This window comes from Pseudonocardia sp. P1, assembly GCF_000178675.2.
GTDB lineage: Bacteria > Actinomycetota > Actinomycetes > Mycobacteriales > Pseudonocardiaceae > Pseudonocardia.
The window spans coordinates 5,727,367-5,746,131 of record NZ_ADUJ02000001.1 but is presented as its reverse complement, the minus strand read 5'-3'; the positions used below and the strand labels follow the sequence as shown (position 1 = coordinate 5,746,131).

The window sequence follows — 18,765 nt, the reverse complement described above, 5'->3', positions numbered from 1 at the left end:
CCCGGGCACGGCGACGCGGCCCCCGGCACGGCGACGCGGGCACCGGTCACGGCGATGCAGGCACCGGTCACAGCGACGCGGGCGCTGCTCACGGTGACGCGGGCGCCGTCGTCGCCCCGCGTGCGGCGGCGACGAACCGGGCCACCGCCTCCGGGACGCCCGCCGGGTGGGTGTGCAGGAACGAGGCGTGCACCCCGTCCACGACGTACCCCTCGGGCTCGCCGCCGCGCCACACCCAGGCCGGTGCCGCCCCGGCCCGCGGGGTGACGGCGCAGCGGTGGAACTCGTGCGCCCCGACCCGGGCACCCGCCGGGAACGGCGCGGACCCGGAGACGGCGACGGCGTCCCGGTAGCCCAGGGTGAGTCGTGGGGTCATCGCGGCGGACGCGTCGAGCACCCCGCACATCGGGGTCCCGTCGAGGTCCCGGCACAGGTAGAGGAGCCCACCGCACTCGGCGTGCACCGGCGCCCCGGAGGCCGCGAGCCGCGCCACCCCGGACCGCAGCGACGCGTTCTCCCCGAGCGCACCGACGTGCTCCTCGGGGAACCCGCCGGGCAGGACGAGCGCCGCCGTCCGATCCGGCAGCGACGGATCCCGCAGCGGGTCGACGACCGCCACCTCGGCCCCGGCCGCGGCCAGCAGCTCGGCGTGCTCCGCGTACCCGAACCCGAACGCGGGCCCACCGGCCAGTGCGACGACGGGCCGCTCCCCCGCATCCGGTACGGGGCCCGCCGCGGCGGTCTCGGCCGCCGGGTCCCACGCCGGGCCGTCCGGCAGCGGCCGGGCGAGTGCGAGCACCGCGTCGAGGTCGACGTGCGCCGCCACCAGCTCCGCCATCGCGTCCACCGCAGCGGTCGCGGCGGACCCGTGCTCGGCGGCAGTGACCAGCCCGAGGTGCCGGGAGGGCACGGCCAGCTCAGCGCGCCGCGGCACGGCGCCCAGCACCGGCAGGCCGACCTCGTCGGCCGCGGCCCGGCACACCTCGGTGTGCCGGTCGGAGCCGACCCGGTTCAGGATCACGCCCGCGACCTGCACGGACGGGTCGAACGACCGGAACCCGTGCAGCAGCGCGGCGAGCGAGCGGGACTGCCCGCGCACGTCGACGACGAGAACCACCGGCGCTCCCAGCGCGGACGCGACCTGCGCGGTCGATCCGGCGCCGTCGGCGATCCGCCCGTCGAACAGGCCCATCACGCCCTCGACGACGGCGACGTCGGCCCCGGCCGCCCCGTGCCGGGCCAGCGGCGCGAGCCGGTGGGTGCCCTGCAGCACGACGTCGAGGTTCCGGCCCGGACGCCCGGCGGCCAGGGTGTGGTAGCCCGGGTCGATGTAGTCCGGCCCGACCTTGAACGGGGCGACGCGGGTCCCGCGCCGGCTCAGCGCCGCCATCAGACCGGTGGAGACGGTCGTCTTGCCGCTGCCCGACGACGGCGCCGCGACCACGACCGCCCGGGCCGGGTTCACCACTCGATCCCCCGCTGCCCCTTCTGACCGGCGTCCATCGGGTGCTTGACCTTCGTCGTCTCCATGACCAGGTCGGCGGCGTCGACCAGGGCCTGCGGCGCGTCCCGCCCGGTGATGATCACGTGCTGCTGCCCGGGCCGGTTCGCCAGCACCTCGACGACCTCGTCGGTGTCGATCCAGCCCCACTTCAGCGGGTAGGTGAACTCGTCGAGCACGTAGACCCGGTGCCGCTCGTCGGCGATCCGGCGGCGGATCTCGGCCCAGCCCTCGCGGGCGTCGTCGGCGTGGTCGGTCTCGGTCCCCTGCTTGCGCGTCCAGGACCAGCCCGAGCCCATCTTGTGCCACTCGACGGGCCCGCCCTGGCCGGTGTCGTCGTGCAGCTTCCCGAGGGCGCGGAACGCCTCCTCCTCGCCGACCTTCCACTTCGCCGACTTCACGAACTGGAACACGCCGATCGGCCAGCCCTGGTTCCAGCCGCGCAGCGCCATCCCGAACGCGGCGGTCGACTTGCCCTTCATGACGCCGGTGTGCACCACCAGCAGCGGGCGGTTGCGGCGCTGGCGGGTGGTCAGCCCGTCGGCGGGGGTGACGCTCACCTGTCCCTGCGGCACGGTCGTTCTCCCTTCACGCGGCCTGAGCGGTGCGGGCGGAGCGCACGAGGTCGCCCACGCTGTCGGCGGTCAGCTCGTCGAGGGTCACCAGCTCGCCACCGGCCGCGGCGGCCAGCGGCGCGGCCAGCCCGAGCCGGACGTGCCCGCCCTCGCAGTCGACGACGACGGTGTGCACCCCGTCGGCGGCCAGCAGACCGGCGGCGCGGCGGGCGTCCGACACCGGGTCGCCGCCGTCGCGGGCGGGCACGGTGGCACGACCGTCGGTGAGCAGCACGACCAGCGGGCGGCGGCGCGGGTCCCGGCGGCGCTCGGCGTCGAGCACGGCGCGCGCCTTCAGCAGCCCTCCGGCGAGCGGGGTGCGCCCGCCGGTACGCAGCTTCGCGAGGCGCTGCTGCGCGGTCGGGACCGACGACGTCGGCGGCAGCGCGAGCTCCGCCGCGCGGCCCCGGAACGTCACCAGCCCGACCTTGTCCCGGCGCTGGTAGGCGTCACGGAGCAGGCCGAGCACCGCACCGGAGACCGCCGTCATCCGCTTCCGCGCGGCCATCGAGCCCGACGCGTCGACGACGAACAGCACGAGGTTGCCCTCCCGCCCCTCGCGCTGGGCGCGGCGCAGGTCGGTGCGGTGGACGAGCAGGCCCGGCCCGCTGCGCCCGCGCGTGGCCTGGTGCGGCGCCGCGGCGAGAACCGTGGCGGGCAGGTGCAGGTCGGCGGCGCGGGTCGTGCCGGAACCGGTCGGGCGGACGACGCGGCCGGTGTCGGTCCGGGCCCGCGACCGGCGGCCGGGCGCGCCGGCGCCCAGGCCCGGGACGGTGAACTTGCGGACGGTGGCCCGGCGCAGCCGTGCGGTGTCCCCGAGGACGACGGCGCGGCCCTCGCCGTCGTCGCCGCCCTGCGGGGTGCCGTCGGCCGGGTCCGGTGCGGGGGCGTCGGATCCCTGCGGGCCCTCCTCGCCCTCCTGGCCGCCGCTGGCGTCGTCGCGGGGCGCCGCCGGGTCGCCACCGGTCCCCGATCCGTCCGCCCCACCGGGATCGGTCCCGGGTGCGTCCGGGGCGCCGCCGTCGGAGCCACCCGGACCGTCGGGGCCGCCGTCGCCCGGGTCCTGGTCGCCGCCGGGCCCCCCGTCGTCCGGGCCGCCGTCCGGGTCGTCGTCCGGGTCGTCGGGGTCGTCGTCCGGGCCCAGGTGGTCCTCGGCGTCCCGCAGGGCCTCGTCGAGGTCCTTCTCGTCGAGGCCGGGCTCGTCGAACGGATCGCGGCGGCGGCGGTGCGGCAGCGCGAGCCGGGCGGCGACGCGGACGTCGTCCTCCGTCACCGCCGTCCGGCCCTCCCAGGCGGCGTGTGCGGCGGCGGCGCGGGTGATGACGAGATCGGCGCGCATGCCGTCGACGTCGAACCGGGCGCAGACGAACGCGATCCGCTCCAGCTCCCGGTCGGAGACGCGGACGGACCCGACGCGCTCCTGGGCGGCGCGCAGCCGCCCGGCGGTCGCGGCCTCGTCGCCGGCGTAGCGGGCCGTGAACCCGGCGGGGTCGTCCTCGAACGCCATCCGCCGCCGGGTCACCTCGACCCGGGTCGCGACGTCGCGCGACGCCCGCACCTCCACCGTCAGCCCGAACCGGTCGAGCAGCTGCGGACGCAGCTCGCCCTCCTCCGGGTTCATCGTCCCGACCAGCAGGAACCGGGCCGCGTGCGAGACGGAGACGCCGTCGCGCTCGACGTGCGCACGGCCCATCGCGGCCGCGTCCAGCAGCAGGTCGACGAGGTGGTCGTGCAGGAGGTTGACCTCGTCGACGTAGAGCACCCCGCGGTGGGCGTCGGCGAGCAGGCCGGGCTGGTAGGCGCGGCGGCCCTCGGACAGCGCCCGCTCCAGGTCCAGGGAACCGACGAGACGGTCCTCGGTGGCTCCGACCGGCAGCTCCACGAGCCGTGCGGGCCGGGTGGACGCGGCGGGCTCCGCGGCGTGCGGACCGTCCGGGCACCCCGGGTCGGGGGCGGCGGGGTCGCAGCCGAACCGGCAGCCGTCGACGACGTCGTGCTCCGGCAGCAAGGCGGCCAGTGCGCGCACCGCGGTCGACTTGGCGGTGCCCTTCTCCCCGCGCACCAGCACCCCGCCGACGCCCGGGTGGACGGCGTTGAGCAGCAACGCCAGCCGCAGGTCGTCGTGCCCGACGACGGCGGAGAACGGGAAGCGGGGGGTGGTGCCGGCCGTGCTCGTCGAACTCACCCGCGTGAGGCTGCCAGACCGGACGCCAGCACCGGGAGGTCCGGCGGCGCTCCGTGTCCGATCACATGTTCAAGTGTGGACGTATCGAGATGATGTTCGACCAGGTCGGCGAGCAGATCGACCTGCCGGGTCCGCTCGGCGTGGAACGACGTGTCGTCGGCCACCCGGAAGCCGTCCCGCCCGGCCTCGGCGGCGAGCCGGGTGAGCAGCAGCCTGCGGAACCCGTCGTTCTCGGCGAGGCCGTGCCAGTGCGTGCCGAGCACGCCGCCGCGGTCGGAGCCCTCCCCGCCGCCGTCGACCAGCGCGGGGTCACCGGAGCGCACGACACGGCCGTGATGGATCTCGTAGCCGGTCACCGGCTCACCCCAGGCGGTCGCGGTGGGCGTGCCGAGGTGCTTGACCGGGTCGAACGCGATGTCGAGATCGAGCAGCCCGAGCCCGTCGACGACGGTGCCCGCCTCCGCCTCGGCGCCGTCCGGATCGGCGATCGTGCGGCCCAGCATCTGGTACCCGCCGCAGATCCCCAGCACCGGACGCCCGGCGGCGGCGTGCGCGCGCACCGCGTCCGCCATCCCGGACGCGTGCAGCCACGCCAGGTCGGACACGGTGGACTTCGACCCCGGCAGGACGACGACGTCGGTGTCCGCGATCCGGGACGGCTCGGACACGTACCGGACGGCGACGCCCGGCTCGCAGGCCAGCGCCTCGGCGTCGGTGGCGTTGGAGATCCGCGGGAACCGGACCACCGAGACCCGCAGCCACTGCTCGCCCCGCGGGGGCGCCGGGCTCCCGAGCACGCCGTCGGCGACCGCGGACAGCGAGTCCTCGGCATCGAGCCAGAGCCCCTCGGCGAACGGGAGCACCCCGAGCGTCGGCCGCCCGGTGAGCACCCGCAGCTGCTCCAGGCCCGGTTCGAGGAGGCGCGGGTCCCCGCGGAACTTGTTGATCACGAACCCGGCGACGAGCGCCTGGTCGGCCGGGTCGAGGACGGCGAGCGTGCCGAACAGGTGCGCGAGGACGCCGCCCCGGTCGATGTCCCCCACGACGAGCACCGGCAGGTCGTTGCGGCGCGCCAGGCCCATGTTCGCGAGGTCGGTGGCCCGCAGGTTGATCTCCGCGGGTGAGCCGGCGCCCTCGCAGACGACGACGTCGTAGCGGCTGCGCAGTTCCGCCAGCGACGCGGCGACGACGTCCGACAGCGCGGCCGTCCGGTGCCGGTAGGACAGCGCCGAGACCTGCCCGTCGGCGCGCCCCCGCACCACGACCTGCGACGTCCGGTCGCTGCCCGGCTTGAGCAGGACCGGGTTCAGGTCGACGCCCGGGGCGATCCCGCAGGCGAACGCCTGCATGGCCTGGGCCCGCCCGATCTCGCCACCGTCCGGGGTGACGACGGAGTTGTTGCTCATGTTCTGCGCCTTGAACGGCGCGACCCGGACGCCGCGCCGGTGCAGGAACCGGCAGATCCCCGCGACGAGCGCGCTCTTGCCCGCGTCCGAGGTCGTACCGGCGACGAGCACGGCACCCGTGAGGTCGGTGCCCGGAGGATCAGCAGCCACGGCGATCAGTATCCCCGCACCCCACGACTACCCTGGACGGCGTGCGTTTCCTGCTGCGGCCCGGCTGGCTCGCCTTCATCGGCGTCGTCTGCGCCTTCGTGGTGCTCTGCTACACGTTGCTCGCACCGTGGCAGTTCGACCGGGAGGCCGAGCGGGACGCGCAGAACCGCGCCATCGCCGCCGCCGACGCGACGCCGGCGGTCCCCTTCGCCGAGCTGGTCCCGCCGGGCCAGGGCGTGTCCGGCGACGACATCTGGCGCCGCGTCGACCTGACCGGCACCTACGAGCGCGACGCCGAGACGCTGGTCCGGCTCCGCGTCGTCGACGGCGCCCCGGCCTACGAGGTGCTGACACCGCTGCGGCTCGCCGACGGCCGTCTCGTCGTCGTCAACCGGGGGTCGGTCGCGGCCGGCGACGGCGGCGTCGTCCCCGGGTACGCGCCGGCCCCGTCCGGTCAGGTCACCGTCGAGGGACGGCTGCGCCTGAACGAGAACGACCCGCAGGGCCGCCCGCCGTTGCTCGAGGGCGGCACCCACCAGATCTACGCGGCGGACTCCCGCGCGCTCGCCGGTGCGACCGGCGCGTCCCCGCTGGAGGGCGTCGTCTCGCTGGAGGAGGGGCAGGCCGGGGTGCTGACCCCGATCCCGATCGCCCCGCCCGGCGGCGGCGCGCCGTTCAGCAACTTCTCCTACGCCCTGCAGTGGCTGACCTTCGGCGTGGTCGCGCTCGTCGCACTGGGGATCTTCATCCGGCTGGAGATGCTGCAGCGACGCGGGAGGCGCGAGAGCCGGGGCAGCCTGCGCGACCAGCTCTCCGGCCGCGACGGCTACTCCGCCGACGAACCCCGCGCCGACCGGGACGAGCACACGCCCAGCGGGACCTGACCCGGCTTTCCCCGGCGCTCGGCCGTGCGCCGCGCGGGCGCGCGGGCCAGGAGCCGACGTCGAATGTCGGGCGCGCCGGAGGCAGGCGGGCCGGGCCGGGCCGGGCGGGCCAGGGCCAGGGCCGGAACCCGGTCGGGGGCCAGGACCACTTCACCGAGAATCGCTTCCTCAGGAAGCGATCTCCCCCGAGTGCGTCCCTCCACGAGGGCGGGACGCCACGTCCGGACTGCTCCGCCGCCGGTCTGCCGGGCACGAGCCCGGTCGCTCCCGAGGGCCCGGACGACACCCCACCGCTCAGGCACGGGACCGACGGCACGAGGACCTGTTCCGAGATCGCTGCCTGAGGAAGCGATTCCACGGAACCCCCTCACCTCGGCCGGGACGCGCGCTCGACGGACGGTCACCCCGCCCGCACCCACGCCACGCCGACCGCCACCACCCCCGCCGCCGCGGCGACCAGGCGGGAGAGGCGGGCCGCGCGGTGGAGGTCCGGGACGCGGGGCGGGTCGCCGTCGCCCAGGGCGGGGCGCTCCTCGACGCCGTAGGCGTAGGTCGTCGTCCCGCCCAGCCGCAGGCCCAGGGCGCCGGCGGCGGTCGCCTCGACCGGGCCGGCGTTCGGGCTGGGGTGGCCCGCGGCGTCCCGGCGCCAGGTCCGGGCGGCGTCCCGCGGGCTGCCGCCGACCAGCGGCGCCAGCGCGACCGTCAGGACCGCTGTCACGCGCGACGGGACCAGGTTGACCAGGTCGTCGAGGCGCGCCGCGGCCCATCCGAAGCGCTCGTACCTCGCCGACCGGTAGCCGACCATCGCGTCCAGGGTGTTCACGGCGCGGTAGCCGAGGAGCCCGGGCACCCCGGCGACGGCGCCCCAGACCAGCGGGCCGACGACCGCGTCCGAGGTGTTCTCCGCCAGCGACTCGACGCCGGCGCGGGCCATCCCGTCGGCGTCGAGCAGCTCCGGGTCGCGGGCGCAGAGGCTCGGGATCCGGGCGCGGGCCGCGGCGAGGTCATCCGCGTCCAGCGCGGTGGCGAGCGCCGATCCCTCCCGGACCAGCGAGCTGCCGCCGAGCACCGCCCAGGTCGCGGCCGCCGTCACGAGCACCGTCGGGGCCGGCGAGCGGGCCGCGCCGCGCCACAGGCCGTGCCGGGGACCCCGCCGGAAACCGCGCCGGAGAGCGTGCTCGGCCAGCGCACCGGCCGCGACCGTCCCGCCGACCAGGACCGTCGTGTAGGCGGCCCCGGCGGCGCGGGAGTCGCGGTACAGGCGCCGCTCCAGACCCGCGGCGAGCGTCCCGAAACCGGCCACCGGATGCCCGCGCCGGGGATCACTCAGCACCGCGTCGGCGAGGATCCCGATCATCAGTCCGGCCGCCCGGCCTCGTGCGCGCACGACGACGACCGTAGATCGGCACGCCGGAGGCACAGCAGGCAGGATCAGCGGCATGCGCACGGACCTGAAGCCGGCCGAGGTGGGCGCCGGCCCGTTCTACAAGCTGCTGACCAGCGTCGTCGTCCCCCGGCCGATCGCCTGGGTGTCGACCCGCTCCGCGGACGGTGTCGACAACCTGGCCCCGCACTCGTTCTTCACGGTGTCCTGCGTCGACCCGCCGATGGTCCAGTTCACCTCGGTCGGGAAGAAGGACTCGCTGCGGAACGTGTCGGAGACCCGGGAGTTCGTGGTCTGCCTGGCCGGCGAGCCGATGTTCGAGAAGATCAACGCGACGGCCACCGACTTCCCCTCCGACATCAGCGAGTTCTCCTCGGTGGGCCTGACCCCGGAGCCGAGCGCGACCGTCGCGCCGTACCGGGTCGCCGAGTCACCGGTCGCGCTGGAGTGCGAGCTGCACGCCAACATCGAGCTCGGCAACTCGACGGTCGTGATCGGCCGGGTCACCCACGCCGCGATCGACGAGAGCGTGTTCGTGACCGACGAGCGCGGCAACAGCCTGCCCGACGTCCGCCGGCTCGCCCCGCTGGCCCGCCTGGGGCGCAACGAGTGGTCCCGGCTCGGGGAGATCATCGAGATCACCCGCATCCCGTACCGGGAGTGGCCGGGCCACTACGAGAGCTGACGCCGGGCCCGCCGCGCGGCGCCTACAGCGTGTACTCCTTCGGCGGCTGCGCGGCCGGGTCGGCGTGGATCTCGCCCTCGCGGCCGCGCAGCTCGACCCGGCGGATCTTGCCGGAGATCGTCTTCGGGAGCTCGAAGAACTCCAGCCGCCGGACGCGCTTGTACGGCGCGAGGTTGTCGTAGGCGAACTGCAGGATCGCCTTCGCGGTCTCCTCGTTCGCCTCGTACCCCTTCGCGGGCACGACGTAGGCCTTCGGGACGGCGAGACGCACCGGGTCCGGCGACGGCACGACCGCGGCCTCCGCGACGGCCGGGTGCTCGATCAGCACGCTCTCCAGCTCGAACGGGCTGATCCGGTAGTCGCTGGCCTTGAACACGTCGTCGGCGCGGCCGACGTAGGTGATGTAGCCGTTCTCGTCGCGGGAGCCGACGTCGCCGGTGTGGTAGAAGCCGCCGGCCATCGCCTCGGCGTTGCGCTCGGGGTCGTCGGCGTAGCCGACCATCAGCCCGGTCGGCCGGTGGTCGAGGTCCAGGCAGATCTCGCCCTCGTCGGCCCTCGCGCCGGTGGCCGGGTCGACCAGCGCGACGACGAAGCCCGGGATCGGCCGCCCCATCGAGCCCGGCTTCACCGGCTGCCCGGGCGGGTTGCCGATCTGCACGCTCGACTCGGTCTGCCCGAACCCGTCCCGGATCCGCAGCCCCCAGGACCGCTCGACCTGCTCGATCACCTCGGGGTTGAGCGGCTCCCCGGCACCGACCACCTTCGACGGCGGCGTCGCCAGCCCGGACAGGTCGGCCTGGATCAGCATCCGCCACACCGTCGGCGGAGCGCAGAAGCTGTCGACGCCGCAGGAGTCGAGCACCGACAGGACGGACTCGGCGTCGAACTTCGCGTAGTTCATGACCAGCACCGTCGCCTCGGCGATCCACGGTGCGAACACGTTCGACCAGGCGTGCTTGGCCCAGCCCGGCGAGGAGATGTTCAGGTGGACGTCGCCGGGCTCCAGCCCGATCCAGTACATCGTGGACAGGTGCCCGACCGGGTAGGACGTGTGCGTGTGCTCCACCAGCTTCGGCTTCGCCGTCGTGCCGGAGGTGAAGTAGAGGAGCAGCGTGTCGGACGCCTTCGTGACACCGTCCGCCTCGAACACCGCCGACGCGTCGTACGCCTCGGCGGAGTAGTCGCGCCAGCCGTTCACCACCCCGCGCACCGCGATGCGGGTGTAGTCACCGTCGACGGCGTCGAACTTCGCGGCGTCACCCGCCCCGACGACGACGTGCCGCGCCCCGCCGCGGTCCACCCGGTCCTGCAGGTCGGCGGGGGTGAGCAGGGTCGTGGCGGGGATGACGACCGCGCCGAGCTTCATCGCCGCCAGCAGCGTCTCCCACAGCTCCAGCTGGTTGCCGAGCATCAGGATGATCCGGTCGCCGCGGGCGACGCCCTGGGCGCGCAGCCAGTTCGCGACCCGGTTCGAGCGCTCGGCCAGCTCCGCGTAGGTCCAGTACGCCTGCGAGCCGTCCTGCTCGACGATCCACAGTGCCCGCCGGGCGCCCCGCTCCGGGTCGGCGGCGACCACGTCGAAGTGGTCCAGCGCGAAGTTGAACTCGTCGAGCTCCGGCCAGCGGAAGTCCCGGTAGGCGGTCTCGTAGTCCTCGCGGTGGGTCAGCAGGAAGTCGCGGGCGGCGAGGAACTTCTCCGTCGCCGCGGTACCGGTGGCAGACGCCATGGGTGTGCACCTCGTCGGGCTCGTGGGTCGTGCGCGCGGGGACCGGTCCCCGGCCGTCCCCGGCGACCCTAATCACTGCGGCCCGGCCGTGGGGACCGCGACGCCCGACCGACACCGATCACCGGAACGAGACCACGCTGCCTGCCGCAACGGTCAGGTCGAAGATCGTAAGGTGCCCCTGTGACCGCGCCGGACCTGCCGAGGGTGACGCCGTCCGCCACGTCCGCCCGATCCGTCCGGGGGCCGTCGCGGGCCGGGTTGTCGCGCGTCCGGGTCGGGAACCTCGGACCACGGTTGCTGCTGCGCACCGCGTTCGTCGGCGTCGCGCTGCTCGTCCTCGTCCTGCTGCTGAGCGGCTGCGGGAACGGCGAGCTGCCTGCCGGGACCACGGCCCCGGCGACGCCGTCACCGACGGTGGGCCCGACCCCCTCACCGTCGCCGTCACCGACCCGCACCACCCCCGCCCCGGAGACGACCCGTCCGACGACCGAGGCACCGCCGAGCGACCGGAGCGGTGGAACGGGCGGCACGGGCGGCACGGGTGGTGAGGGCGGCACCGGCGGAAGTGCCCCGCAGCCCGGCGCGGCCCCGCTGCTGTGGCCGGCGGGCGACGCGGCCACCGCGAAGCGGATGCAGCAGCAGGCCGACGACGGCGGCGACCCGTGGCTGCTGGACCCGGAGGAGGTCGCGATCTCCTACGTCGGTGCGGAGCTGGGCTACCGCGACCCGTCGATGACGGAGCTCGCGCCGGGACGGTTCGCCGTCACCGACGGCCGGTCCGCGGCGAAGTCCACGGTGTCGCTGGAGCAGACCGTCCGGAAGGGCCCCGGCGGGATCTGGCTGGTCACCCGCGTCGACCGGTACTGATCCGGTACCGGTCCGGCACCGACCGGCACTCACCGCCGGGATCCGGTCACGCACTCGGCGTCACCGGATCCGATGACCATCCGGAGGAGTCGCTCCGGGTGCGGTCGCTCGTTACACCCATTGCGCCACATCAGTACCGTGAGGTGAACGACAGGTGGCGCGAACGGGTGAATCAGCGCGAAAGTTGCAGCGCCGGGGCGGCCCCCGGCGATGTTCCTGGTGAGACCGGCGCACGACGTCCCGGTCCGGCGGGGTTCCAGGAGGGGTGGGCACGATGACCAGCGACTCGATCCAGCAGGACGTCTTCACCGTGTTGCACGGTCAGGCGTCGCCGATCGTGAGCCGCTGGGCGTACCGCGCGTCGGACCCGTTCGCGATCTCGTTCTCGGTGCGCCGTTCGACCGACCGGTGGATCGAGTGGCTGGTCGCCCGCGACCTCGTGATCGAGGGCCTGACCACGCCCACCGGTATCGGCGACATCCGGATGGCACCGCGCCGGGTCGACGGCTACGACGTCGTGGAGATCGAGATCCGGTCCGACGGCGGCTCCGCGGTCCTCGAGGTCGACCGTGACCTGCTGGCCCAGTTCGTCGACGCGACGCTGGAGATCGTCGATCTCGGCGAGGAGAACGACCACCTGGACATCGACACGGCCATCGCGCGCCTCACCGGCAGCGCGGCCTGACGATCACGGACGAGCGCTCCGCGGAGCGCGCCCCGGGGGATCGCACGAGGGCCCCGGACCGGCTGACCGGTCCGGGGCCCTCGTGCCCGGCGCCGCTACGGCATCAGCGCTGCTCGGCCCACTCGGGGTCGGTGTCGGCGTCCCACTCGGCGTCCGCGGCGGCCTCGTCGGCCCGGTCGGCGTCCTCGTCCAGCTGGGCGCTGACCTCGGGATCCTCGGCCGGGCTGTCGTCGGTGACCGGCTCGATGCCCACATCGGCGTCGTGCACGGCCGCCTCCTCGGCGCTGGCCGCGCCGCCGTCGATCCCGACCTCGGACGCCGCCCCGTCGACGGCGGGTTCCCCGGCCGGCGAGTCGGTGGCGTTCACCAGCCGCCCGGACCGGTCGCCCGCGTCGGCGGGCAGCTCGTCGGGGATCTCCTTGGCCAGCCGCTCGTCGAGGGTCTCACCCTCGCGCTCGCCCGCCGGGGTCACGGCGTTGTCGTCGACGCCGTACGGCCGGTCCGGCGGGATGTAACCGGAGTCGAGCGGGTCGGCCCCCGAGGGGCCGGTCAGCGCCTCGTCGGTGTCCAGCTGCATCGCCGACGCCATGTCGGGCGCCTCGGGCTGGAACTCGTTCTCGTCGCCTGCGGCCATCAGAAGTGCGTCTCCTCGGGTGTTGTTCTCGTCGTCGTCAGCAGGTACCCGGGGGCGTGCCGCGTCATGCGCCGCCCGCCGGGCGCTACCGTCCGTCCACCGGATCACCACCGCACGGCGTCCCGCCGAGAGGAGCACCACCCGTGACCGCCGCCCCCTCCGCCCGCTCCGGCGAGGCCACCCGGCGCGCGTTGCTCGCCGCGGCCGCGGACCTGTTCACCGAGCACGGCTACGACCGGACGTCGGTGCGGGCGATCGCCGAGCGGGCCGGGGTGAACCAGGCGCTGCTGTTCCGCCACTTCGGCAGCAAGGACGCGCTCTACGCCCGGGTCGCCGCCGAACGCGCCCTGGCCGTCCTGAGCGACGGACCGCCCGAGGAGCTGCTCGAACGGACCCTGCGCTCGATCCTCGACCGCGGCTCCGGGCCCGAGCACGACGTCTTCGGTTCCCTGGTCAGGTCCGCCGGAACCTCGGAGGCCGCGGCCGCGGTCCGGGTCGAGCTCGCGGGCGCCTTCACCGCGGCGTTCGCCGCGCAGGCCACCGGCGCCGCCGACGAGCGGGAGGCGGCGCTGCGGGCCGAGCTGCTGCTGACCTGGCTGCTCGGCCTGAGCCTCGCGCACCCGCTGCTGCCCGACGGCGCGATCGGGACCGCCGACCCGGACGCCGTCATGGACCACGTCACCCGGACCGCGTCGGCGCTGCTGACCGGCTCCGTCACCCGGTGAGGCGGTCGACCTCGGCGCGGAACCGGTCCCGCTGCTCCGCGGTCTCCCGGGTCCGTCCGAGGTAGTGCACGGGGCGGGCGGCCCGATCGTGCCAGAACCGGCCCGTCCCGATCTCCGACGACGGCGCCGCGGCCAGCCAGACGACCGTGTCCGCGCCCTGGGCAGGGGTCCGCAGCACCGGCCCGACGACCGCGTCGAACAGCGGCAGCGATCCGGTGACGCCCGGTGTCCGGGCCCAGCCCGGATGCATCGCGTGCACCGTGATCCCGCGCGGCCCCAGCTCGTCGGCGAGCTGCCCGGTGAGGACGACCTGCATCCGCTTGGTGCGCGCGTAGGCGGCGGTGCCGCCGTAGTCGCCGCGGGTGAACTGGAGGTCGTCGTCGCGCAGCGGCTGCGCGTACATCCCGCCCGACGACACGACGACCACCCGCGAGTCGGTGCCCGAGCGCTCCGCACCCGTGGCGAGCGTGTCCGCGAGGAGCCGGGTCAGCAGCAGCGGCCCGAGGACGTGCACGGCGAGCGTCAGCTCGTTGCCCTCGGAGGTCTCGGAGCGCTCCTTCGGCAGCAGGCCCGCGTTGTGCACGAGCAGGTCCAGCGCCTCGACCTCGGTGGCGAAACGGGTGGCGAAGGCGCGGACGTCGGCCAGCTCGCCGAGGTCACAGACCTGCACCGGGAGCCGGTCCCGGGACAGGCCGGGGACGGCGGCGACGATGCGGTCCTGCGCCGCCCGCCCCTTGTCCGGTGACCGGACCAGCAGGTGCACGGTGGCGCCGAGCCGGACCAGCCCGGTCGCCATGGCCTCCCCAAGCCCGCCACCGGCGCCGGTGACCAGCGCCGTGCGGCCGGCCAGCGCCCCGCGCGGGGGGTCGGCCCGGCCCCCGGACCAGGTCCGTCGGCGGATCAGGTGGCCGATCCTCGAGTAGCCCGGGACCAGGGTGCGGTCGAGGACGGTGTCCAGCACGCTCAGCACACCACCGATCCGACCACAGCGGTCCCGGGCCCGCCCGATGATCTAGCCCGCCAGGCCGGGACCGGAGACGTACGGGACGCTCGGCACGTTCGCCGTCGGCAGCTTCGGCACCGCGTTCGTCACCGGGTCCGCGGTGGAGATCCGCTCCATCTCGCCGCAGCTCGACAGCGAGTACGACAGCGGGTTCACCGGCGGGGCGGTCGCCTTGTCGAAGCCGTGCTCGACCTTCCGGATCGACATCGTGCCGCCGGTGAGCTTGTACATGTTCCCGGACGGGTTCGGCGCGTCCAGGGTGCCGTTGCCGTTCTCGTCGACCTCCCACTCGCCCACGGTCTGGCCGCCGGGCACCGGGTTCGTGCCGTCGAGGATGCACGGGTTGTTGTTGGTGGCGCTGGAGGTGGCGCCGTAGAAGAAGCTGACGTACTCCGCGTCCGGGTCCATGCCGGTGGCGGTCGCGGTGACGGTGTCGTCGTCGACGGACGCCTGCCCGCTGACACCGTCGGTGTTCTTCGAGTCGAGGCTGAACTCGGTCGGCCCGGTGCCCGGACCGCCGACGACGCCCGCGACGTCCGGCAGCCCGCCCAGCCCGGAGTAGTCCGGCAGCCCGGCGGCCTCGGCGACACCGGACAGGTCCGGCAGCGGTCCGTCCGCGCCGGTCAGCGGGGACGTGTCGGGCAGTCCCGCGATCTCGTTGAGGCCGTCGAGCGCACCGCTGGTGGTGACGCCGGGGACGTCGGGGAGCTCGTCGGTGCTGCCGTCCGTGACCCCGGGGACCGACGGCAGCTCGGGCAGCGACGGCAGATCCGCGAGCCCCGCGATGCCGTCGGGGAGCCCACCGACGTCGGTACCGGTGTCGGTGCCGATGGCACTGCCGGTCAGTCCCATCGCGGTGTCGACCAGGCCGCCGGCCTGCTGCGCGCCGGGGACCTGCCCGCTCGCGCCGGAGAGGGTCTCGGCCGGGTCGGGCAGCGACGTGAGCGGGGACGTCGCGGTGTCCAGGTCGGGGGCCTTCCCGAGCCCGGTGGTGAGGTCGTTCAGGCCGGGGACGGCGCCGAGCGGGCCCGCGTCCGGAGCCGCGGCGTCCGGGGTGGACGGCGCGTCGCCGGACTGCTGCACGCCCGTCGCAGCCCCGGCGCCCTCGGCGGCGCCGTCCTCGGTGGAGGCGCCCTCGGCGGGCCCGGAGTCGGGCGCACCGCCGGTCGGGCTGCCGCCGGTCGGGCCGCCGCCGGTCACGCCGGAGAGCGCGTCGAGCGGGGAGCCGCCCTGCCCGCCGAGCGCGCCGGTGACGCCGCCGAGCGCGTCCGTCGGGGCTGCACCGCCGGGGCCTCCGCTGCCGCCCGCGGAGTCCGTGCTGCCGCCGCTCGCCCCGCCGTCCGTGCCGCCGCTGCCACCGCCGGAGCTGTCCTCGCCGCTGCTGTCCCCGGTGCTGCTGCCGCCGCTGTCCTTGCCGCCGGCCGCACCGCTGGCCGTGCCGCCGCCGACGCCGGGGAGCGCATCGGTCGGGGATCCGCCGCCGGTGACGCCGGACAGGACGTCGGTGCCGGGGAGGCCGTCCAGCAGGCCACCGCCGGAGCCCCCGGTGGAACCGGACGACGGTGCGCCGGAGCTCCCCGCGTCCGAACCGGTCGTGCCCGAGCTGCTCGCGTCCTTCCCGGAATCGGAGCCGCTCGGGTCCGCGCCGGGGCCCGAGTCCTTCCCGGAGCCCGAGCTCGCTTCCGTGCCGGACGCCGAGCCGCCGGAACCTGCACCGTCCGACGAGCCCGACCCGCCGAGACCGGGGGCCGCTCCCCCGGTCAGCCCGCCGAGCGCGCCGGTCAGCCCGTCGGTTGCGCCGGAGCCGGACTGGTCGCCCGACCCCGAGCCGTCCGACGACGCACCGGAACCGGACGCACCGGAGTCCTTCCCTGACGAGCCCGCGCTGCCCGAGCCCTCAGCACCGGAGTCCTTGCCGGACGAGCCGCTTCCGCCGGAGTCCTTGCCGCCCGACCCCGAGCTGCTCGATGCCGACTCCGTGGAGCCGGAACCACCCGAGCCCGAGTCCTCCGAGTCCGAGTCCTTCGAACCCGAATCCTTCGAGCCCGAGTCCTTCGAACCCGAATCCTTCGAGCCCGAGTCCTTCGAACCAGAACCGTCCGAACCGGAGTCGCCCGATCCCGAGGACGACCCACCGCCGGCCCCCATGACCGACCCGACGACGTCGTCACCGGTCACCGCGTCCGACAGCCCGCCGAGCGAGGAGGACGAGCCGGACGACCCGGTCTCGCACTCGCCGTCCTCCGGCGTGCTCCCGTCCGGGCAGTCGGCGGAGGACGAGCCGCTGTCGTCGCCGGATCCGGAGCCCTCCCCCGCGAAGGCCGTGCCGGCCGTTCCGCCGGAGGTCAGAAGGACCGCGGTCAGCGCCGCGGGCGCGGCGATCCGCCGGCCCACGCCGGACGAGGGTGCGGCGTGGCGGCGCCGGACCTCCGGCCGCGCGGCCGCGACGAGGCGCTTGCCGACTCGGGTGTGCTTACCCATCTCGAGCAGTCCTTCCGGTCGCCGGGGGGCGACGCGCTGGGGAGCATCGGAGGACGGCGCGGGCGACCGGCGCGGCCGGGTGCGGGAGCACCCGTGGGAGCGGCCGGAGCGTGCCGGTTCGCCCGGCTCGTCCGGTCGGCGACGTTAGGTAACCCGCGGGCCACAGGTTGCGTTCCTGAGAGGGTGACGACGACCGGAGCGATCATCCGACAGCGCGGCACGACGAACGCACGGGACATTACGCCGAACAGCGCAACGATCTACGACGAACACGCTGAGTGTTCTCAGGTTCGCCGGATGTCCCCATGGATCAACGACCGGACCCGCTCATGGTGACGGTTCGTCGCAGGAATTCCTGCGCTCACGTCCCGGACGGGTGACGGCGAGCGTCAGCGGACCTGCTCGCGTACCGCCTCGAGGTTGCGCTCCATGCCGGCCTGCCACTCCCGCAGCCGGCCGGCGACGATGCGCTCCTCCAGCTCGGGACGGGTCGCGATCACCTCGGTCAGCCCGGACGGCCCCGGCCCCATCCGCGCCCACTGGCGCAGCCGGGTGCCGCCGTCGTCGGGGGTCAGCTCGAAGCGCCAGACGGCGGCGGCCCCGCCGTCCTGGTCGGGCTCGACCGTCCACTCGAAGACCCGGCCCGGCTCCCAGCCGGTCACCGTGGAGACGGTCGTCCACTCACCGCGGGCATCGTGCCGGTGCTCGCCACGGATCCGGGCGCCGGGGCCTGGCGCGGCGTCGCCGACCCACGCGGCGCGCTGCATCTCGGTGGAGACCCCGCTGAGGAAGCCGAGATCGGTCACCAGCTCCCACACCGCCACCGGATCGGCGTCGACCCGGGTCTCGGCCTCGGTGGTGGGCCCGTCGGCGTAGCGCATTACGACCTCCTCGTCGGGCTGCGCGGTGCTCAGCGCTCGTCGGCGCCCCGCCGCAGCAGGTAGGTGTCCATGATCCATCCCTTGCGCTCGCGGGCGGCGGCACGGACCTCCGCGATCTCGCCGGCGACCTCGTCCAGCGGGCCCTCGACCAGCAGCTCGTCCGGGGTGCCGAGGTAGGCGCCCCAGTAGATGTGCAGGTCGGCGCGCTGCTCGGGCGGGAGGCCGGCGAAGGCGGTGCGGCCGTCGAGCATGACGACGACGTCGTCGACGTCGTCGGGCATCCCCTCGGCGATCCGGCGCCCGGTCGTGATCAGGACGGAGCGGCCGACCCGGTTGAGGATCAGCCGGTGCGCCGCGGCGAGCGCGGCCACGCTGGAGATCCCGGCGACGGACTCGACCGACCACTCGCCGTCGATGCCGTCGAGCACCCGGTCGAGCAGGCGCAGGGTGCCGTCGTAGAGCGACGGGTCGCCCCAGACCAGGAAGGCGCCGATCTCACCGTCGGCGAGCTCGGTCGTCAGCATCCGCCGGTAGAGTTCGGCACGCCGGTCCTGCCAGTCGACGACGACGTCGCGGTACCGCCCGTCGTCGTGCTCGACCTCGGTGCCGCGGTCGCGGTCCACCTCGGGCGCGGTGACGAGCCGGTACCCGCCCTCGGGCCGGTGCCGGTCGAGGATCCCGGTGCGCAGTGCCCGTAGGTCGTCCTTGACGTCGCCCTTGTCGATGACGAAGACGACGTCGGCCCGCCGCAGGGCGGACACCGCCTGGAGGGTGAGGTGCTCCGGGTCACCCGCCCCGATTCCGATCACCAGCACCGTACGCACGACGTGACCGTAATGGACGCACGACGGCCCGCCGCGCTCCCCCGACCGGCCGCAGCGTGGAGCGACCGTCGCCCGATGCGCGCAGCGTTCCGATCCGTCACCGACCGTCGTCACTCGGTAGTGTCGTCCG

General features: G+C 75.2%; 16 protein-coding genes. 5 read left to right on the top strand and 11 right to left on the bottom strand.

Annotated elements, in window-relative coordinates; all coding sequences use genetic code 11:
• Nucleotides 1–88: 88 nt before the first annotated feature.
• The 4 genes from PP1_RS26745 to PP1_RS26730 are packed head-to-tail and all read right to left on the bottom strand — an operon-like array spanning nucleotide 89 to nucleotide 5,856.
• Entirely contained in the window at nucleotides 89–1,468 is a 1,380-nt protein-coding gene (locus tag PP1_RS26745; RefSeq protein ID WP_075314484.1) for a cobyrinate a,c-diamide synthase, read from the bottom strand.
• Nucleotides 1,462–2,076, bottom strand: coding sequence for a cob(I)yrinic acid a,c-diamide adenosyltransferase (gene cobO, locus PP1_RS26740; protein ID WP_029239795.1), 615 nt, complete (start codon nucleotides 2,074–2,076; stop codon nucleotides 1,462–1,464). The genes PP1_RS26745 and cobO overlap by 7 nt, the downstream gene beginning before the upstream one ends.
• Before the next feature lie 13 nt (nucleotides 2,077–2,089).
• Nucleotides 2,090–4,300, bottom strand: coding sequence for a putative cobaltochelatase (locus tag PP1_RS26735; protein ID WP_075314486.1), 2,211 nt, complete (start codon nucleotides 4,298–4,300; stop codon nucleotides 2,090–2,092).
• Entirely contained in the window at nucleotides 4,297–5,856 is a 1,560-nt protein-coding gene (locus PP1_RS26730) for a cobyric acid synthase (RefSeq protein ID WP_050802550.1), read from the bottom strand. The genes PP1_RS26735 and PP1_RS26730 overlap by 4 nt, the downstream gene beginning before the upstream one ends.
• Before the next feature lie 41 nt (nucleotides 5,857–5,897).
• Here PP1_RS26730 and PP1_RS26725 point away from each other — a divergent pair, with 41 nt between their 5' ends.
• Nucleotides 5,898–6,740, top strand: a complete 843-nt coding sequence (locus PP1_RS26725) for an SURF1 family cytochrome oxidase biogenesis protein (RefSeq protein WP_010241710.1) — start codon at nucleotides 5,898–5,900, stop codon at nucleotides 6,738–6,740.
• Between the two features lie 400 nt (nucleotides 6,741–7,140).
• Here the strand turns inward: PP1_RS26725 and PP1_RS26720 are convergent, their stop codons facing one another.
• Entirely contained in the window at nucleotides 7,141–8,181 is a 1,041-nt protein-coding gene (locus tag PP1_RS26720) for a cobalamin biosynthesis protein (RefSeq protein WP_075314488.1), read from the bottom strand.
• On the opposite strand from PP1_RS26720, the gene PP1_RS26715 reads away from it, so the two are divergent.
• Nucleotides 8,180–8,809 (top strand): flavin reductase family protein, encoded by a 630-nt coding sequence (locus tag PP1_RS26715; protein ID WP_010230920.1) that lies wholly within the window; start codon nucleotides 8,180–8,182, stop codon nucleotides 8,807–8,809. The genes PP1_RS26720 and PP1_RS26715 overlap by 2 nt on opposite strands.
• A 22-nt stretch (nucleotides 8,810–8,831) precedes the next feature.
• Here PP1_RS26715 and PP1_RS26710 read toward each other — a convergent pair whose 3' ends face one another.
• Complete coding sequence (locus PP1_RS26710; RefSeq protein ID WP_010230921.1) at nucleotides 8,832–10,535, bottom strand: AMP-binding protein; 1,704 nt, start codon at nucleotides 10,533–10,535, stop codon at nucleotides 8,832–8,834.
• A gap of 180 nt (nucleotides 10,536–10,715) precedes the next feature.
• Between PP1_RS26710 and PP1_RS26705 the strand changes: the two genes are divergently transcribed.
• A complete protein-coding gene (locus tag PP1_RS26705) occupies nucleotides 10,716–11,402 on the top strand; it encodes a hypothetical protein (RefSeq protein WP_010230922.1) in 687 nt (228 codons plus the stop codon).
• A 274-nt stretch (nucleotides 11,403–11,676) separates the two neighbouring features.
• A complete protein-coding gene (locus PP1_RS26700; protein ID WP_033199627.1) occupies nucleotides 11,677–12,087 on the top strand; it encodes an SsgA family sporulation/cell division regulator in 411 nt (136 codons plus the stop codon).
• A 103-nt stretch (nucleotides 12,088–12,190) separates the two neighbouring features.
• On the opposite strand, the gene PP1_RS26695 is transcribed toward PP1_RS26700, so the two are convergent.
• Entirely contained in the window at nucleotides 12,191–12,721 is a 531-nt protein-coding gene (locus PP1_RS26695; RefSeq protein ID WP_010230927.1) for a DUF5709 domain-containing protein, read from the bottom strand.
• 143 nt (nucleotides 12,722–12,864) lie between these two features.
• On the opposite strand from PP1_RS26695, the gene PP1_RS26690 reads away from it, so the two are divergent.
• Nucleotides 12,865–13,446, top strand: a complete 582-nt coding sequence (locus PP1_RS26690) for a TetR/AcrR family transcriptional regulator (protein ID WP_010230930.1) — start codon at nucleotides 12,865–12,867, stop codon at nucleotides 13,444–13,446.
• Here the strand turns inward: PP1_RS26690 and PP1_RS26685 are convergent.
• The 4 genes from PP1_RS26685 to cobF all read right to left on the bottom strand — a co-directional run bounded on the left by PP1_RS26685 (nucleotide 13,436) and on the right by cobF (nucleotide 18,635).
• Nucleotides 13,436–14,425: an SDR family NAD(P)-dependent oxidoreductase gene (locus PP1_RS26685; RefSeq protein WP_033199624.1), complete on the bottom strand. Its 990-nt coding sequence runs from the start codon at nucleotides 14,423–14,425 to the stop codon at nucleotides 13,436–13,438. The two genes, PP1_RS26690 and PP1_RS26685, sit on opposite strands and share 11 nt — an antisense overlap.
• 33 nt (nucleotides 14,426–14,458) lie before the next feature.
• Nucleotides 14,459–16,930, bottom strand: a complete 2,472-nt coding sequence (locus PP1_RS26680) for a hypothetical protein (protein ID WP_075314490.1) — start codon at nucleotides 16,928–16,930, stop codon at nucleotides 14,459–14,461.
• 389 nt (nucleotides 16,931–17,319) lie between these two features.
• Nucleotides 17,320–17,811, bottom strand: coding sequence for an SRPBCC family protein (locus PP1_RS26675; RefSeq protein WP_010240005.1), 492 nt, complete (start codon nucleotides 17,809–17,811; stop codon nucleotides 17,320–17,322).
• A 29-nt stretch (nucleotides 17,812–17,840) separates the two neighbouring features.
• Entirely contained in the window at nucleotides 17,841–18,635 is a 795-nt protein-coding gene (gene cobF / locus PP1_RS26670; RefSeq protein ID WP_029239871.1) for a precorrin-6A synthase (deacetylating), read from the bottom strand.
• Nucleotides 18,636–18,765 lie beyond the last annotated feature (130 nt).

Bases quoted from the DNA above. Each gene is read 5' to 3' on its own strand.
- PP1_RS26715 (WP_010230920.1), top strand. From the start codon at position 8,180: ATGCGCACGGACCTGAAGCCGGCCGAGGTGGGCGCCGGCCCGTTCTAC.
- PP1_RS26720 (WP_075314488.1), bottom strand. From the start codon at position 8,181: ATGCCGCTGATCCTGCCTGCTGTGCCTCCGGCGTGCCGATCTACGGTC.
- PP1_RS26710 (WP_010230921.1), bottom strand. From the start codon at position 10,535: ATGGCGTCTGCCACCGGTACCGCGGCGACGGAGAAGTTCCTCGCCGCC.
- PP1_RS26700 (WP_033199627.1), top strand. From the start codon at position 11,677: ATGACCAGCGACTCGATCCAGCAGGACGTCTTCACCGTGTTGCACGGT.
- PP1_RS26695 (WP_010230927.1), bottom strand. From the start codon at position 12,721: ATGGCCGCAGGCGACGAGAACGAGTTCCAGCCCGAGGCGCCCGACATG.
- PP1_RS26680 (WP_075314490.1), bottom strand. From the start codon at position 16,930: ATGGGTAAGCACACCCGAGTCGGCAAGCGCCTCGTCGCGGCCGCGCGG.
- PP1_RS26675 (WP_010240005.1), bottom strand. From the start codon at position 17,811: ATGCGCTACGCCGACGGGCCCACCACCGAGGCCGAGACCCGGGTCGAC.